The organism is Neobacillus drentensis, assembly GCF_036965645.1.
GTDB classification, from domain to species: Bacteria; Bacillota; Bacilli; order Bacillales; family Cytobacillaceae; genus Neobacillus; species Neobacillus drentensis_D.
Window position 1 is genome coordinate 1 of sequence record NZ_JBALPZ010000148.1, and the last position, 16,470, is coordinate 16,470.

The 16,470-nt window shown below is 38.7% G+C and carries 14 protein-coding genes; 11 read left to right on the forward strand and 3 right to left on the reverse strand.

Going from position 1 to position 16,470, the window contains the following annotated elements:
* Nucleotides 1-137: 137 nt before the first annotated feature.
* Genes V7266_RS24590 through V7266_RS24600 form a run of 3 tightly spaced genes read left to right on the forward strand, consistent with a single transcriptional unit; the run spans nucleotide 138 to nucleotide 3,978 of the window.
* Nucleotides 138-1,670, forward strand: a complete 1,533-nt coding sequence (locus V7266_RS24590; RefSeq protein ID WP_420491498.1) for a spore germination protein — start codon at nucleotides 138-140, stop codon at nucleotides 1,668-1,670.
* Nucleotides 1,667-2,872, forward strand: coding sequence for a Ger(x)C family spore germination protein (locus V7266_RS24595; RefSeq protein WP_335471800.1), 1,206 nt, complete (start codon nucleotides 1,667-1,669; stop codon nucleotides 2,870-2,872). The genes V7266_RS24590 and V7266_RS24595 overlap by 4 nt, the downstream gene beginning before the upstream one ends.
* A complete protein-coding gene (locus tag V7266_RS24600; RefSeq protein ID WP_335471801.1) occupies nucleotides 2,869-3,978 on the forward strand; it encodes a GerAB/ArcD/ProY family transporter in 1,110 nt (369 codons plus the stop codon). The genes V7266_RS24595 and V7266_RS24600 overlap by 4 nt, the downstream gene beginning before the upstream one ends.
* A 111-nt stretch (nucleotides 3,979-4,089) precedes the next feature.
* Here the strand turns inward: V7266_RS24600 and V7266_RS24605 are convergent, their stop codons facing one another.
* On the reverse strand, nucleotides 4,090-4,929 hold the full coding sequence (locus tag V7266_RS24605; protein WP_335471802.1) for a hypothetical protein: 840 nt from the start codon (nucleotides 4,927-4,929) through the stop codon (nucleotides 4,090-4,092).
* Between the two features lie 281 nt (nucleotides 4,930-5,210).
* On the opposite strand from V7266_RS24605, the gene V7266_RS24610 reads away from it, so the two are divergent.
* Complete coding sequence (locus V7266_RS24610) at nucleotides 5,211-5,402, forward strand: hypothetical protein (RefSeq protein ID WP_335471803.1); 192 nt, start codon at nucleotides 5,211-5,213, stop codon at nucleotides 5,400-5,402.
* A gap of 208 nt (nucleotides 5,403-5,610) precedes the next feature.
* On the forward strand, nucleotides 5,611-6,414 hold the full coding sequence (locus V7266_RS24615) for an alpha/beta hydrolase family protein (RefSeq protein WP_335471805.1): 804 nt from the start codon (nucleotides 5,611-5,613) through the stop codon (nucleotides 6,412-6,414).
* A gap of 149 nt (nucleotides 6,415-6,563) precedes the next feature.
* Here the strand turns inward: V7266_RS24615 and V7266_RS24620 are convergent, their stop codons facing one another.
* Entirely contained in the window at nucleotides 6,564-8,822 is a 2,259-nt protein-coding gene (locus V7266_RS24620) for a beta-glucosidase family protein (protein ID WP_335471807.1), read from the reverse strand.
* Nucleotides 8,823-9,206: 384 nt separating this feature from the next.
* Here V7266_RS24620 and V7266_RS24625 point away from each other — a divergent pair, with 384 nt between their 5' ends.
* Genes V7266_RS24625 through V7266_RS24640 form a run of 4 tightly spaced genes read left to right on the forward strand, consistent with a single transcriptional unit; the run spans nucleotide 9,207 to nucleotide 12,965 of the window.
* Nucleotides 9,207-9,593: a GntR family transcriptional regulator gene (locus tag V7266_RS24625; RefSeq protein WP_335471808.1), complete on the forward strand. Its 387-nt coding sequence runs from the start codon at nucleotides 9,207-9,209 to the stop codon at nucleotides 9,591-9,593.
* The gene (locus V7266_RS24630) at nucleotides 9,590-10,492 is read left to right on the forward strand and encodes an ABC transporter ATP-binding protein (RefSeq protein ID WP_335471810.1); all 903 of its coding nucleotides are present in this window, start codon (nucleotides 9,590-9,592) and stop codon (nucleotides 10,490-10,492) included. Before V7266_RS24625 ends, V7266_RS24630 begins: the two co-directional genes overlap by 4 nt.
* Nucleotides 10,467-12,419, forward strand: a complete 1,953-nt coding sequence (locus V7266_RS24635; protein WP_335471812.1) for a DUF6449 domain-containing protein — start codon at nucleotides 10,467-10,469, stop codon at nucleotides 12,417-12,419. Before V7266_RS24630 ends, V7266_RS24635 begins: the two co-directional genes overlap by 26 nt.
* 12 nt (nucleotides 12,420-12,431) lie before the next feature.
* A complete protein-coding gene (locus V7266_RS24640; RefSeq protein WP_335471814.1) occupies nucleotides 12,432-12,965 on the forward strand; it encodes an RNA polymerase sigma factor in 534 nt (177 codons plus the stop codon).
* Nucleotides 12,966-13,127: 162 nt separating this feature from the next.
* Here V7266_RS24640 and V7266_RS24645 read toward each other — a convergent pair whose 3' ends face one another.
* Nucleotides 13,128-14,570 carry a L,D-transpeptidase gene (locus V7266_RS24645; RefSeq protein ID WP_335471816.1) on the reverse strand — a complete coding sequence of 481 codons (1,443 nt, stop codon included), beginning with the start codon at nucleotides 14,568-14,570 and terminating at the stop codon, nucleotides 13,128-13,130.
* A gap of 320 nt (nucleotides 14,571-14,890) precedes the next feature.
* Here V7266_RS24645 and V7266_RS24650 point away from each other — a divergent pair, with 320 nt between their 5' ends.
* Nucleotides 14,891-15,094 carry a hypothetical protein gene (locus V7266_RS24650; protein WP_335471818.1) on the forward strand — a complete coding sequence of 68 codons (204 nt, stop codon included), beginning with the start codon at nucleotides 14,891-14,893 and terminating at the stop codon, nucleotides 15,092-15,094.
* A gap of 566 nt (nucleotides 15,095-15,660) precedes the next feature.
* Nucleotides 15,661-16,470, forward strand: an 810-nt coding sequence (locus V7266_RS24655) for an ATP-binding protein (RefSeq protein WP_335471819.1), incomplete at its 3' end; no start/stop codon positions are given.

Sequence of the window (16,470 nt, forward strand, 5' to 3'; positions counted from 1 at the left end):
CACATAGTCAAATTAAATATCCCCTAAGAATAAATAAACCTATATGAGTAAGGTATATTTCACCATTTAAGGAGGAAAATAGTTCTAAATGGGGGATATGGCATATGCGATTCTTTCGAAATATATACAAACAAAACATGGATAAATTTAATTCATTTTCTTCCAAGAAGGACGAATTAAGCACTACTGTATCCATTAATGAGCAGATGTTAAAAGAGAAATTCGACATGTGTAATGATATAGAATTCCGCTCGATTGCCATAGATAATGATTCAAAAATTCTTTTAGTTTATATCGATGGTTTTTGCGATACCAAAACTTTAGATGAATCTGTTTTAAAACCGCTCATCTTTGATGGGATTACTCAGAAATTAGATAGAACAACCATTAGGGAGATTATTCAGTTACAGCTTATTCCAGTTGCGAAGGTAAAGACCGTCCCAAACGTTTCTGAGGTAGTTGAGGAAGTAATAATGGGGAATGCAGCTTTTCTAATTGATGGGGAAAGCATGGCCTTAATCGCCGATCTGCAGGGATTAGAAAAAAGAGGAATAGAAGAGCCTAGTTCGGAAACAGTTATTCGAGGTCCTAGAGACGGTTTTACGGAAACATTAAGGATAAATACAAGCTTAATTAGAAAGAGAATAAGATCCCCAAAACTTAAAATTGAATCGTTTACGATCGGGGAGTATACCAAAACTTCTGTGGAAATTTTATTTATTGAAGGGATTGCGAAGGATTCGGTCGTTGAGGAAGTGAAGAAACGAATCGAACGAATTAGGATTGATAGTGTATTAGAGAGTGGTTATATTGAGGACTTTATTGAAGACGTCCCTTTTTCTCCTTTTCCTCAAGTCCAAAATACAGAGCGGCCTGATGTAGTATGTGCAAGTTTGTTAGAAGGGAAAGTAGCAATCCTTGTTGATAATACCCCTTTTGTATTAATTGTACCAATGACTTTTTGGACAGGATTACAAGCAGCAGAGGATTATTATGAACGGTTTATATACACAACCTTTATACGATGGATTCGCTTTACTTTATTGAATATTGCCTTATTGTTTCCATCTTTTTATGTGGCCATTACTACCTTTCATCAACAGTTGATTCCTACCAATTTATTAATAAGTGTTGCCGCCGCGCGGGAGGGTGTGCCGTTTCCAGGAGTGATAGAAGCACTCATGATGGAATTTATGTTTGAAGCATTGCGTGAAGCAGGGATTCGGCTGCCAAAACCAGTAGGCTCTGCAGTTAGTATTGTCGGGGCACTTGTTATCGGCCAAGCGGCGGTTCAGGCAGGAATTATATCAGCTCCTATGGTTATTGTCGTTGCCACAACTGGGATTGCATCTTTTGGAACCCCGCGTTACAACTTAGGGTTTGCCTATAGAATCCTTCGTTTTCCCATTCTTGTGCTTGCAGGTATGTTCGGTTTCTATGGCATTGTCATTGGAATCGTCTCGATTCTAATTCATCTTATTAATCTTCGCTCCTTTGGGGTCCCTTATTTAGGCCCAGTGGCTCCACATAGTAAAGGGAACTTAAAAGATATTTTTTTACGTGCCCCTAGATGGAGTATGACTGAACGTCCAAATTTAGCCGGTGATAATAAACAAAGAATTCCACAAGGGCAAAAGCCAAGTGTAAAAAGAGGGAATGAAACGAAATGACTATTTCAAGAAGAGTCTTTTTTCTTTTACTTATCGTCACTCTTTTCACCACAGGGTGCTGGGACCGCCGTGAATTAAATGACTTGGCGATTGTATTGGGGTGGGGTATGGATCTTAATAAGGATGGTAATTTGGTAAGCAGTGCACAAATTGTGGTCCCCGCAAAACTCGGCAGTTCAGGCGGAGGAGGAAAAGGAAGTGCATCTGCAGGGCAGGGGTATTTTCTAGAATCGGCAACGGGAAAAACGGCCACTGATACTTCGCAAAATATGCAAACCAAGCTATCGCGAAAGATTTTTGCCAGTCACAGAAGGGTTATTGTTATTGGGGAGGATTTAGCTAGAAACGGACTCGCAAAAATGACGGATGAATTTAGCCGTAACCCAGAAGTCAGGTTGAGGACTGATTTATTTGTCGTAAGGGGGTCGACTGCCCAAGAATTTTTATCGATTCCCTACCAATTGGAAAGTATTCCTGCCTTGGCCCCTTTGAAAATTCAGGAAAGAATTAGTGGAAGAGCCAGCTCTACCTACAAGGAATTTTTAGTAGAGGCCAATTCAGAAGGCAGTAATGCAACATTGCCGATGGTTGAAATCATTAATTCTGCAGCTAAAGGGGATGCCGGACAAGTGCCATCAAAAACATTCAGAGTCAGAGGGAGAGCAATATTTAATAATAACCTTCAAATGATTGGTTCGTTAACACCCTCTGAAGTAAGAAATCGTTTTTGGGTCAGGGGAGAATTAATGGAGAACACATTAACCGTTTATGTACCTGAAGGAAAGGGAACAATCAGCTTTGTCGGAAGAAAATATAAAAGTAAAATAAAACCCTTATTACAGGGTAATAAAATTAGATTTACCATTTTTCTCTCTGGAAAGGGGGTTATCAAAGAGAATAATACGAACTTAGATTTAAAAAATCCTAGTCATCTGAAGGCAGTTGAGCGAGCTTTAAATCAGAACGTACCAAAAGACGTTTCTCAAACGATTGTACATGTCCAGAAAGATTATAAGGCGGATATCTTTGGACTTGGGAATGCGTTTCATAGAAAATACCCCATGAAATGGAAGAAAATAAAAGCTAATTGGCAAAACGAGTATTCAGAAGCAGATGTTGTTGTGAAAGCAGATTTAACGGTTGATCAAGTGGGATTAACAGGACCTTCATTACAGCTAATGGAAAGTGAGTTAAAGAAATGAAGATTTCTCCAAGACAATTATTCTGGATTATAGCCATCCTGGATATAGGAATGACTCTTTTATTGACACAAACACCCGCAATTGCTGCGGCCAAACAAGATGCATGGATTTGTTTCGTAATTGCTGGAGCGGCTAGCATTGGGTTAATCTTTATTGCCGGTAAATTGAGTCTGCTGTATCCCAATCAAACTTTTATTGAGTACAGTCAAACGATTCTAGGGAAATGGCTGGGGAGAATCATTGTCATTCCTTATTTCATCCAACTTATACCGACAATGGGAATCATCCTTCGTGAATCCTCTGATTTTATCCAAATGAATTTGTTTAGAAATACGCCTTTGCTGGTATTGATTCTTTTGATGCTGTACCTGATGGTTTATGTTACTTATAAAGGAGGGATTGAAGGAATCGCGCGATGCAGTGAGATGATTGGTCCCGTTATTATTATAGTGATAATCCTTACTATGTTACTGAGTATAAATAATATTCAGTGGAAACAAATATTACCTGTTTATGTGGACTCTGGATGGGGGGCGATTGCAAAGGGGAGCCTTGCACCCGTTGCGTTTTTGGGGGAGGCTAACGTAATCATGATGCTAACCTGCTTTACTACAGAGCCAAAGAAAAGTGTGTCTATTACAATAAAAGGTATTGTCATGATTTCTATTATCATTATATTAAATACAGTAGAGGTAATTATGGTATTTGGAAGTGGGTTAGCTTCTAGGATCTGGTATCCCTATTTTGAGATGGTACGCTACATTTCCGCTATGGAATTTCTTCAAAATATCGAAATTATTCCAACCGTTATCTGGATTTTAAGTGTGTTTATTAAGCTTTCCACCTTCCTGTTCGTTACTAGTCATGGAATCGGCCAGTTATTTCATTTAAAAGATTGGAGAAAAGTTATTTGGATCATTGCGTTAACCCTGATTCCACTTTCAGTCCTTTATCGCAATATTGACGTTTCATCAATTGAATTTCCAAATAACTTTTTTATTCCATACGTTTTACCAATAAACATGGTAGCAATCCCACTGCTGTTATTGATTGTAGGAACCATTAAAAAAACAAGAAAAGAAAAAAGGGATTCATTAGCTACATGAAGCATGGGGACGGTTCTCTTGCTTCTTTTTGTGGTGCAGTGAGAGCTTATAAAGGTAGCAGGGGCCTTGGCAGCCAGGTGCCAGGCCTCTTTTTCGCGCTTCCGTAGACAGTTACCTTTTGATTGTAATGTAAGTTTTCCCTCTTTGAGGATAAATTCCATCCGTTTGAAACCAGTTCCAATTTAAATCACCGCTTTTTTTGCCAATAATGCCGCTCATAATCATTCCTATTTCAATTAATTTATAAGGAAGGCCCCTTATATAATAAGTATGGTTGGTTTCAAATTCACTCAATAAAACCGTGTGCTCGATGATACTCGTAACTTCAAATATACTATTAAGCCGATTCGTACATTGGTCATATTTGTGATTAATCCTTTCAATGTCTTGTTCCGGATCCCAGTCAGAGTGATATATGCGTGGAAAATCGTTTAAAAAGAGGCCATTTAGCAGGTGTTCACAGGACTTAAGTTCCGAACGTGCAATAAAAATATATTCTTCAACGATTAAATACCATGAGGTGCCCACACGTTTATCAAGCCACTCTACAAACTTTTTTAACTGTGACAAAAAGGTTTCTACTTCTTTTTCTTCTGGCGTGATTTTCATGCAATGAGGATAAAAGGTAAAGATGAGTTCTTCCCAAAATGAGGGTACACATTGTTGCCAAGAGGGTGGACAATTGTCTTCTAGACATTCTGTCATAAACTTTGAAATAATACGAAGAAATTCATTGCGGTTTTTGTCTGTGGGATTTTGCTTTTTATAGTCAATAAACTCTTTTCCATAGTAATCTAGTAACCCGCGGTATCTCATTTCAAATTCAGAACTAATGGCCAAATTCATCAAAAATTGCTGACGTTCTTTGGGGCTTTCGAAATGATGTACCCGCATTCGTACTTCGGGCTGTATTTTTGGAGAACGAGCCTTGATATGACTTCTTTTTTTCATAAATCAACCTGCTTTCACTTTTTTGGGGGATGAAAAAATACAAATGAGGCTGGGGGAGGGATTATGTCTGTAACTACTCGTAGTATACAGCCTAAAAAGGCGAGGGAAGTGTATTATTTTTGAAATGTTTGTGAATTTTGGAAAGAAAATTTGAATGGAAAGCTTTATATCAATCGTGAGGATTCTCATCATAGGATTTGCAATATATAGATTTATTTAAATAAAGATTATCCATGCTATACTTGGGGAACGGATTGGCGTTCTGAAAGGAGATAATTATTTTGAAGTATATGAAATCGCAAATGCAGCAGCTAATTAAGGATAATAAAGAATTGCATACACTTTTAAAAGGGTTGAAGGCAGAGTACGGTCTTGAAAAAAACAATGCTCTCAAGGCTTTATACCATTCACAAGTTGCTGATGGAGGAAAGTACCAATTAGCTTACCAGGCGCTTGATCATCCCAAAAAGTAGTATCAATACTCCAAATTTGCCTCCATGATAGGAATCGATTGGTTAAAATCTTTATTAATTTATTATATTAGATTCTTAATACCTCTGAAATATGTTCTGCACCTGGTTCTAAGTAGTCATGTTCGCGATTCTGTTTATCATGGTTTAGAATTGTAGTAATTATAAAAGTTTGAAAATTCTAATAGGTAGAGGAGTGGAATTGGAAGATATGAAGCAAAAGAATTCAAGCAAGTTAAAGCTGTTGAAAATCCCAAGTGGAGAAGATCTCATCATTGGACGGATGTATATTGCAGAAGGAAAAGGCCCTCATGCGACGGTCCTGATGCTGCATGGTTTTCCGGGTGTAATGATGAATCTTGATCTTGCCGCCGAGCTTCAACAGCAAGGATGGAATGTATTAGTCATTAATTACCGTGGTGCATGGGGGAGTCAAGGCAGTTTTTCGTTTACCCATTCACTAGAAGATGTTCATGCGACGCTTCATTACATTAAACAAGAACAAGCTGCTATAGAAAATAGGATTGACAGTGAGAGGATTGCTTTAGTGGGACATAGTTTTGGCGGCTTTTTAGCTCTAAAAGTAGCTTCTTTAGAACCGTCCATCAAGGCTGTTGCCTCCCTGTCAGGTGCCAACTTCGGTTTGTTTGCACAAATGCTGGAAAAGGATCCAACCATGGAGGCTCAAATAACGGAAGTCTTAGGAGAAGGAACCTTTTTCTTGAATGGTGCTTCTGTTGAATCGATTATAGAGGAAGTCCGTACCCATCAAAATGAATGGAATACCTTTTTACTTGCGCCTCAACTAGCGGTTCAAAGGATTCTTTTGACTGCAGCTATGTTTGATGAGGAATTGCCAAAACCATACTTTCATGACCCTCTTGTGGGGTTACTTGAAAATGCTGGGGCGGAACATCTTCAATATGAAGTTTTTGAGACAGATCACAATTATATCGATAAACGCAAAGAAATCGCACTCTTACTAAACAAATGGCTAAACAGTGTTCTTAATTAGATATAATTAGAAATTGCGGGAATGCCATTTTCCTGATTATCATTAGTACTGAAATGGAAAAGGGGCACCAGAAAGTCAGTCATGTTACACTTTCTGGACAGCCCCTATTTTACTATCTTTTTTATTACTCTTTCATTATAAATGCTACCTTATTTACTATGTCCCGCTGGGGTCCTCACGGTGATGGAATCTGTCAACGTAATGTTGTCAGAAGAGTTGCCAACGTACACTTTGTATTCACCATCTAAAGTTTTCCAATTATCAGCATTCGAATCCCAGATGGACAGTGGATGGTTGCTTGCTGCTGGGTCAATGGTAATCGTTACACGTTTCTTTTCACCTGGATTGAGCCAAACTTTCTCAAATCCAACAAGCCGTTTAGGCGGTTCGTTCGCAGCTTTAGGCAGACCTAAGTAGACTTGCGGCACTTCCGCACCTGCTGCTTTTCCGGTATTTTCGACAAAGAAGGATACCTGAATCTTCTTAGTTCCATCCGTCGTCTTTGGTGTTACAACAAGTTTAGAAATGTCAAAGTTAGTATAGGACAAACCATGACCAAAGGCGAAAAGAGGTTTGATGTCTTGGGCATCGTACCATCGGTATCCCATCTCAAGTCCTTCAGAATAGTACACTTGAGGGATCTCTTTTCCCGCGCTATCGAGTACACCTTGATTAACTCCTGGATAGCGGTCTACAGTGCTGGTTGGTGTGTCCGCTTTGGAAACTGGATAAGTTACTGGAAGCTTTCCGGATGGGTTGGCAAGCCCAAATAACAAGTTAGCGACAACATTGCCGTCCTCTTGGCCTGGATTCCATGCTTCTAGGATAGAAGGGACATTGTTAACCCATGGCATAAGCACAGGATCTCCATCTTTAAGCACGAGTGCCGTTTTCTTGTTTGCTTCAGTTACAGCTGTTATCATATCATCCTGGTTATCAGGCAGAGACAAGCTTGGACGGTCACGGCCCTCACTGGTCACTACTCCAGCCATCAGGATGACGACGTCTGCATTTTTCGCTGCAGCTACGGCTTCGTTGAGGTTGCTATTGTCAGCAGCGACTGTAATCTTGGTAATTGCTGCTTTAGAACCTACTTTTTCTAAAGTATTCTGAAGTCCCTCAAGAGGTGTAACGGTATAGAGCGGACTTACCCGCGAACTGCCGCCTCCACCTGCAACGGCTGCATCAACATAGGTTGACTTACCGATTAAGGCAATCGATTTAACAGATGGGTTCATCGGAAGCAAGTTACCCTCATTCTTTAGCAGTACTGCTGTCTGTTCCGCAATATCGCGCGCTTTCGAACCGTTCGTCTCAGCATCGATCGTACCCCTGACAATCGGACGGTCGAAAATTCCATATTTAAACATTTGGACATAACGGCGACTTAGAGCTTGGTCAACAGTAACCATTTTTAAACTGCCGTCCGCAAGTGCGGCCTTAATGTTGTCACTTGTGAAGAATCTTGCACTCTGCATTTCTAAATCCAATCCAGCGTTAAGCGCAGGAGTAGCTGAATGGGTGGCACCAAAGTCAGACTGGACGTACCCCTTGAATCCCCACTGATCACGCAAAACGGTATTCAATAGATACTCGTTCTCACAGGCATAAGTTCCGCCTACTCGATTGTAAGAGCACATAATGGAAGCAACGTTACCATCCTTTACCGACATTTCAAATGGGAGCAGGTAAAGCTCATGAAGTACATTTTCGTCGATGTTAACGTTCACGGACATACGGTTTTGCTCTTGATCATTAAGTACATAATGTTTTGACATGGCAATAATATCATTATCTTGGATACCCTTAACTTCTTTAGAGGCTAAAACACCAGCGAGATAAGGGTCCTCACCCATGTATTCGAAATTGCGGCCGTTCTCGCCCAAGCGTGCAAGATTCATGCCTGGTGCTTCAAGTTCGTGCAGCCCAAGCGTGCGGGCCTCACCGCCCATTAGGTCACCGAAAGCATAAGCAAGATTGGGGTCAAAACTGGCTGCAAGTCCAATTGCGACAGGTAATGCCGTTGCTTTATCCTGTGGGCTGCAGTCACCGCCGCCTAGACCAACAGGACCATTGGTAATCCTGAATGTTGGGATCCCGAGTTCAGGGATTCCAGGAATATGCCTCCCTGGGCTTCCGCATTCCACCAACTCTGGGATTACTCCGCGCATCCCGGCTAGCTGTTGGATTTTCTGATCTAGCGTCATGGCTGCGATCAGCATTTCAGTACGTTTTTCAGGCGTAAGCGACGTATTCATCCAAGGCAGCTGAGATGAAACAGCGGCCTGTTCAGCATTCACCTGTGTTGGCTGTGCAGAAAAGGCTCCGCCCACAATTGCTGCAACAGCTGCACTTGATATAACCGTAGACCACACAAGTTTCTTAATTTTTCTCCCTATTTTAAACACTTTTCCAACCTCCCCTAAATTGAATTTAATTCAGCACTTTACTTACTCTTTCACCTCCGTACTGTTCCTTTTTTTGAAAACGCTGTCACAGTGGTGTCAACCTCATTATAAAGAAACATCTGAAGATTCCATTTGTGGTATTTTTATGTTTTCTTGCAATTTTTTTATCTGACTCTTAAAAATATTAAAAACAGTTATTTTGTAATAGGTAATATTTCTTATGTGAAATTTTTTTAGGGGAGGTAGAGGGAAACCAAACCGTTATGGCTTTTGACCGTTTTAAAAAATTATAAAAAAGGGTCTTTCTTTTTGGAAAGTACTGGAATATAATCAAACTGTACTACGATCAATAGTACACTTAGTACAGATTGGGGGCACCCCGTAATGTTTGAGATAGACATAAGGAGCCGAAAGCCGATTTATGAACAGCTGGTGGATAAAATGAAGGAGCTTATCATGAATGAAGTATTAAAACCAGATGAACAGCTGCCATCCGTAAGAACATTAGCTACAGAACTCACGATCAATCCGAATACGATTCAAAAAGCTTATCGAGAATTAGAAATCCAAGGATTTATCTACTCCATTAAAGGGAAGGGCAGCTTCGTCAATCCAAACCATCAAATAAAAGATTTAGAGAAAATAGAAACTGTAAAAAAGGAACTTGAAAAAGTGGTCTTGGAAGCTTTGTATCTTGGAATCCCAGCGGGTGAAATCATCAAATTAATTCAAGATCTAGACCAAGCAAAAGGGGGAGGCGGAAAGCAATGATTGAAATGAAAGGTGTTAGCAAGAAATTTGACCGTTTCGTCGCGCTGGAAAGTGTCGATTTATCCATCAACAAAGGCTCCATTTACGGTCTTATCGGATCAAATGGTGCTGGGAAAACCACACTCATTAAACTGCTGGCAGGGATCTATCGCCAGGATCACGGGGAAGTAACGATTAACGGTGAAAGTATATTTGAAAATATCAGCCTAAAGCAAAAAGTCTTTTACATACCGGATCAGCCCTATTTCTTCTCGCAATATACAACCAAACAAATGGCCCGTTTTTATAAAAGCTGCTATCCAACCTGGGCGGAAGAACGTTTTCAAAAGCTGGCTGAGCTTTTTGATTTGAATCTAGATAAAAAAATCCATACCTTCTCAAAGGGATGGCAAAGACAGATTGCTTTTATTCTCGCCCTTGCTTCCAACCCAGAGATCCTCATTTTGGATGAGCCCTTGGATGGCCTCGACCCTGTTGTCCGGAAAAAAGTGAAGAACCTGTTGATTCATGATGTCGCAGAAAGAGAAATGACCATTCTAATTTCATCACATAATCTTCGTGAGATTGAAGACATTTGTGATTACATTGGCATTATCCATAAGGGTACCCTCTTAATGGAAAAGGAACTCGATGATCTGAAAGCGGACATTCATAAAATTCAGGTTGCCTATAAAAATGGAACTCCTCCAGACAAGCTGCTTTTAAATCTCAATCCTCTTCATACTGAAAAAAGAGGAAGTGTGTACCTTTTCATTGTCAGAGGCGATGAGGAGAAAATAGAGAAACAAATTCTCCAGACAAACCCTGTCATTTTTGACCTGCTGCCTCTTACGCTTGAGGAGATCTTCATATATGAAATGGGGGATATCGGCTATGCTATCAAGAACGTCTTGGTTTAATAAAGAATTACTTCTTCAAATTGGACGAAGTACAGGCTGGGTTTCGATTGTTTACTTTTTAGTCTTGCTATTTATTTTGCCCATTCAATTATTAATGATCTATTCTGACGAAACCAAAAGTTATTATCCCGAACCTAACAATCTCTTTCTCGTTAATTTTACCTTTCAAATTGGGATCATGGTTATTGTCCCTGTCATCTTGGCGGTATTTTTATTTCGTTTTCTTCATGTGAAACAAGCGGCAGACCTTATGCATAGTATTCCCCTTAAAAGAGAAAAGATTTTTCATCAATATGCGCTGACCGGAATGGTATTATTAATTCTGCCTGTTTCCGTCATTACGTTGATCATTCTTCTTATGCATAAAACACTGGATTTCAGTAACCTGTTTAGTGTAAAGGATATATTCTACTGGGCTGGCACGACTTCGGTCATCACGCTGCTTTTATACACAGCTGCTGTGTTTATAGCCATGATGACAGGGATGTCAATCGTCCAGGCAATTCTGTCCTATGTTTTTCTCCTTTTCCCAATTGGAATAACAATGTTGCTGTTTTTTAATTTAAAAATAGTACTCTATGGATTTCCAGGCGATTATCTTCTAAATCGACAGCTTGAGAAATTGTCTCCCATTACCTATGCGGCTGTCCTCGACAGCAGGAAGTTTCAATGGGGTGAAGGGATCGTTTATATCATCTTAACCATCGTGCTATATGGACTTTCCATCATTTTTTATAAAAAAAGAAATTTGGAATCAGCTTCTGAGGCGATTGCCTTTCCAAAATTACGTTCTATTTTTAAATATGGGGTAACATTTTGTGTGATGCTTCTTGGTGGTTCGTACTTTCAAGAAGTTTCCTATAGAAGCTTTAGCTGGACCATTTTCGGTTATGTGATCGGAGCTGTGATTGGTTATTTAGGAGCAGAGATGATTTTAAGAAAAACGTGGCGGGTTTTTGGACGAATAAAAGGCTTAATTGTCTATTTAGCCATAACCGCTGTCCTAGGTATAGGAGTTCAAATTCTAGGAATCTATGAAAATATAGTTCCGGGGGAGGAGCAAATTAAAACCGTCCTATTCTCCAATCAATTTGGTTTTTATACAAATGATGATATTTACAGAGAATACTATACGCCAACACCAATGAAAGAAAAGGCGAATATTGAGGCTGTCCGCATGCTTCACCAGCAGCTTCTTTCTGATAAAAGGATCAATCAGCAAAAGGAAAACAACCAATCAGAGAATTTTTATATTCAATATGAATTGAAAAATGGCAGCAAAGTGACAAGAGAATACAGTGTAAATGAACGTCTGTATGAGGATTATTTCAAACCAATCTATGAATCAGAGGAATATATAAGATCCACAAATGAGATTTTTAAATTAAATGAAAATAAAATTAAAACCCTCACGATTGGGAATGGGCCTATTTCAGAGGGAGTTACCTTGTCTAATGCCAACGATATAAAAGAAGTGCTTGCCGCTTTAAGGAAAGATGTATTGGCAGAATCATATGAAGACAGCCGTTACTTCAAGGGCTCAAATGTTGAAGTCTATCTAGGCAATGACCACTTTTTGAGCTTTGAATTTAAGCCTAACTATCAAAATTTGACCGATTGGCTAAAGCAAAAGGAATTACTGAAAGACGCAATGCCAAGCGCAGATGATGTTAATCATGTACTTGTAGCCAAAGGTGAAATGGAAAATCCGGAAGATATCGAAATCATTAAGAGTAACTTAGAAAAAAGCAGAGATACCTTGGATGTAACCAATAAGGGACAAATTGAACAAATGTTAAATAACGCAAGCGCGGACCCGAATCACGAATACATGGCTGTCTTTTATTTCCGCTCTGCCCATTATTACGAAGTCATGTTTTTTGATGAAAAGCATGCTCCTGATTTCGTTAAGGATCATTTTAAATAGGATGGTGGAGATTTGAGTACGATTGATTTTAACCAAGTATATACTGAGTACGCAAATCGTCTGCTTCATATTGCTTTTCGGTACACACATGACTGGCTTTGGGCCGAGGATATTGTGCAAGAGGCATTTTTAAAAGTATTTAAAAAAATAGATACAATTGAAGATATAAATAAATTAGGTGCTTGGTTGTCTACCCTAACTGCCAGGACTGCCATTGATTTTTTAAGGTCAGAAAAAAGTAATAGATGGATCGTTGTTGACTCTGCCCAAATGGAACTAATCATGAATCATAGGATAAATCAGGTGAACACCGAGGAATCGGTGAGCATACGGCTCTTTCAAGAGGACGTAGACAGTTCAATGGAGAGCTTATCGAAGGAATTCCAAGAAGTGCTGACCTTTAAGGTGAAATATGGTCTAAAGGAAAACGAAATCGCACGCCTGCTCGGTATAAAGCCAGCTACGGTCAAGACACGGCTATATCGGGCAAGAAAACAACTGAAACAAACCTTAGCAAAAAAGGAAATAGCAGTAAGTACTCTTTGAACTCTAATAAACAATATGGGCTGCTATTCGAGGTAAATAGATGATCAACAGATAAAAGGCGAAAAGTGATTAGCACTTTTCGCCTTTTAAGTTGAAAACAAACACCCAATTCGAGCAGTGTTTGGCAATTCCTAATTAAACCTTTGGGCAGCCTTCCACGACTCAATAAACTACAACTGGCTCATGAGTGCTGAGATTGTTATATACGGTTCTCATAATACTTGGTGGTGTGTTGACACAGCCATGCGATCCTGCCGTAAGATAGGCTTTACTTCCCCAATTGCCTCGCCAGCTGGCATCGTGGAATCCTTGACCATCATTTGTGAAAGGAGCCCAATAATTAACATCGACCTGATAAGTGATTTTTCCGTTTTCTCTGCCCGTTAGGACGGCAGGAGTCTGCTTATAGAGAATATACCAGACTCCTGGTGATGTATCATGATGGGTACTATGTGTGCCAGTAACGACATTCGTTGTGACGACTAATTTCCCATTTTTGTAAATCCAGATTCGCTGCTCTGCAATGGAGACCTCAGCATACGTATCGCCAATACCATTGTTCGTACTTGCTTCATATCCGTAACCTTCACCATTCCAGCCATTTCCGTAAATATTAGAGGCGGAGACCGATTTCTCTCCTTTTTCAAAAGCTTCCTTAATACGGGGTACCTCTTTTTTAACATCTATGGCCCAGCCATAACCTTTTCCTTTAACAGATATCACCGAACCTGAATGGGTCTTGAATGTGAAATCCTTATTTAATGTGGATTGGGAATTGTTAATTTCAGCGATCTTGTTGTTAATATCAAAAGTATCATCAATCTTAATCTGCGAATCTTTTGAAATGGATGCATTCTTAATAATTTCTCCTGCTTTTAACGGTAAAACTTTATCCTGTACCTTATAATTGACGGTCTGAGCAAGGAATTCTTCAAACTTTTTTTGTTGATTTTTTACAAACTCGCTGTCTTCTTTAATTGGCTGTATGTAAACTGGATTGAGCCGGATTTCACTAACATATTCGTGTTTTTCGTAGTCCTTCAATATACCCGCGACATCATATTGCTCTCCGCTAATGCTGTTAGAAACAACAATTTTGCCTTGTACCAAACGAACCGCTGCATCTTGTGGCGCTTTTAAACTCTGATTCATGGCTAACAGCTTTTCTTCCACCTGTTTTTTCAACGTTTGATTTCGGTACAGATCCTGATTGCTGGGCATTAATGAATAATCCTTGGTCTTTGAAGAAGGAAAAAAAGTCCATTGTTTCTTTAATAATTTTTTGATAGCGGGCAAATCTTTATCCGTATATCCCATCATTGTATCTTCTCCATCTAAAATCTGTTGATCTCCGACATATACATCATTTTTTAATACGGTTGTTTTTAATTTATTAAGGGCCTGATCAGCGGTCATTCCACCGACTTTTATGGCATTAATCTTGATTTCTGAATTGAAGTGGTTTGCCTGATAATAGCTGCCTGCTCCAATGATGAGTGCGATAATAATGAGGGCGCTTGTTGTGATCAACCACCAATTTGCATACCATTTAGTTGATTTTAGGCGTTGTTTCTCAATTTCTTGAATATTTACCGTACTTTCCATAAAGCTCCCCCCATACCTGATCATTCGTAATTAACATCCTTCGGCTTTAAGCTAAAGTTTTTTTGTGTCAAATATTACCGATATATTAAAATGGTGGTAAATTATACTATTATTTTACATAATGTCTTGCTCGAACCTTGTCGGTTTTTGGGCTTGCTTAAATTTTTAATTTTATTTCTGTTAAACAATATACATTTGTTAATTGAAAAAGTACTTCAATTAAGTAACTAGGTGATTAATAGGAAAAAGGACCTGATTGTAAGTTTGTTATATTATAATAAGAGTATTGTTTGGGATTTTCTTGAAAAGGTGTTAGGGGTTTGGAAGAGGCACTATTACATGGAGATATCATAAACATAGAAGCCAAAAGAATAGAGCTTGAATCAGAAAGAACAGGCAGAGACAATATTATTAATCAATTAAATAAACAATACCGGGCACTCTCAAAGAAAAGAGTATTTACCTGCCGTTGTTGTGATGAACCTGTCAAATTAATACCCACCAAAAGGAAGGAAGTTCAATAGTTTCTATGATGGAGCTATTAAGTGATATGAAGGCCAGTGGGGTTACTTTTAACCAGAATGATTCTCATGTTCAACATCCTGTGAAAGAGTTTTTGTTGTTTTATCAAACGGGGTTAAAGAGGGAGATGAAGAGGCAGGTAAAGGTTATTTTTGTGGATTGAATTGAAATGTGGAACAAATCTTTAATAATAGGGTAATAAATAGAAGTAAAAAGGATTTTAGAAGCCCCCAATTGAGTAATCACTTGAGGGCTTTATTAATTTGCTTATCAGTTTTGTTATTCTATTTAAAGTCATTTATTAAATTTTTCAATTGTTCCCTTACATCACTTGATATTCTCGATGAATTTATTATTATTTCTAATGCTTCTTTTCCCTTTCCATACTTAATTACATCAACTGCAAATGAAACACTTCTGGCTTAAACTACTTAGTCAGCAAAGTGGGCTAATTTTGTTACTAATAAAACTTGGCTAGAAAATATTTACTATTTTTTCACATTTCTTTTCCATTTATATTATTTTGTTATAATTAGAATAATTAACCACATGAAACGGAGTTTTTTATATGAATGTTGTTATTACAGAACCATCTGCGGCACCTGTTATACATGCATTAAGATCAATCGGGTATAATCCTAGCACGGCTGTTGCTGATTTAGTTGATAACTGCCTAGATGCCAAAGCCACAGTGATTAATATAAATTTTGTATACGGCGAAACAGATGGAATGATAACAATAGCAGATAATGGTTCTGGGATGAATGAAGAAATGCTTCAGACAGCAATGAACATAGGATCAAAAGATCCGCGCGCGAAAAGAGCTGTTAATGAACTAGGAAGATTTGGTATGGGGTTAAAGACTGCATCCTTTTCTATGGGGAAACGTTTGTGTGTACTTACAAAGTCAAATGGTATTTATCATGAAAGATGCTGGGATTTAGACCATGTTTCCGAATGTAACGAGTGGCAGCTATTCACCTCTATCCCTGACGAAGTAAAATTAAAAATGGGAACAATAGCAGATGATAGCGGTACCATTATCTGTATTGACAAACTAGATCGATTTATGGGTGCAGGCGGAAAGCGTACATTAAAGGAAATAAGTTTCTTTAAGAAGGTTTCTCGAATCAACAAACACTTAGAATTTGTCTTCCATTCAATTTTAGAAAAAAATAATATCAAAATGTTTATTAATGGGAAAGAAATTATTCCTTGGGATCCATTTATGAGGACACACCAACATACTATTGAAGGAGAAATGCAAATTATAAGAGTAAATGATAACAGAATAAGAGTACAATATTTTATTTTGCCTCATGCCTCGCACTTAACTGAGCCTGAATATAAAAAGGCTGGGGGTTATAAGGGGTGGAGG

Bases quoted from the DNA above. Each gene is read 5' to 3' on its own strand.
- V7266_RS24590 (WP_420491498.1), top strand. From the start codon at position 138: ATGGATAAATTTAATTCATTTTCTTCCAAGAAGGACGAATTAAGCACT.
- V7266_RS24595 (WP_335471800.1), top strand. From the start codon at position 1,667: ATGACTATTTCAAGAAGAGTCTTTTTTCTTTTACTTATCGTCACTCTT.
- V7266_RS24600 (WP_335471801.1), top strand. From the start codon at position 2,869: ATGAAGATTTCTCCAAGACAATTATTCTGGATTATAGCCATCCTGGAT.
- V7266_RS24605 (WP_335471802.1), bottom strand. From the start codon at position 4,929: ATGAAAAAAAGAAGTCATATCAAGGCTCGTTCTCCAAAAATACAGCCC.
- V7266_RS24615 (WP_335471805.1), top strand. From the start codon at position 5,611: ATGAAGCAAAAGAATTCAAGCAAGTTAAAGCTGTTGAAAATCCCAAGT.
- V7266_RS24625 (WP_335471808.1), top strand. From the start codon at position 9,207: ATGTTTGAGATAGACATAAGGAGCCGAAAGCCGATTTATGAACAGCTG.
- V7266_RS24630 (WP_335471810.1), top strand. From the start codon at position 9,590: ATGATTGAAATGAAAGGTGTTAGCAAGAAATTTGACCGTTTCGTCGCG.
- V7266_RS24635 (WP_335471812.1), top strand. From the start codon at position 10,467: ATGCTATCAAGAACGTCTTGGTTTAATAAAGAATTACTTCTTCAAATT.
- V7266_RS24645 (WP_335471816.1), bottom strand. From the start codon at position 14,570: ATGGAAAGTACGGTAAATATTCAAGAAATTGAGAAACAACGCCTAAAA.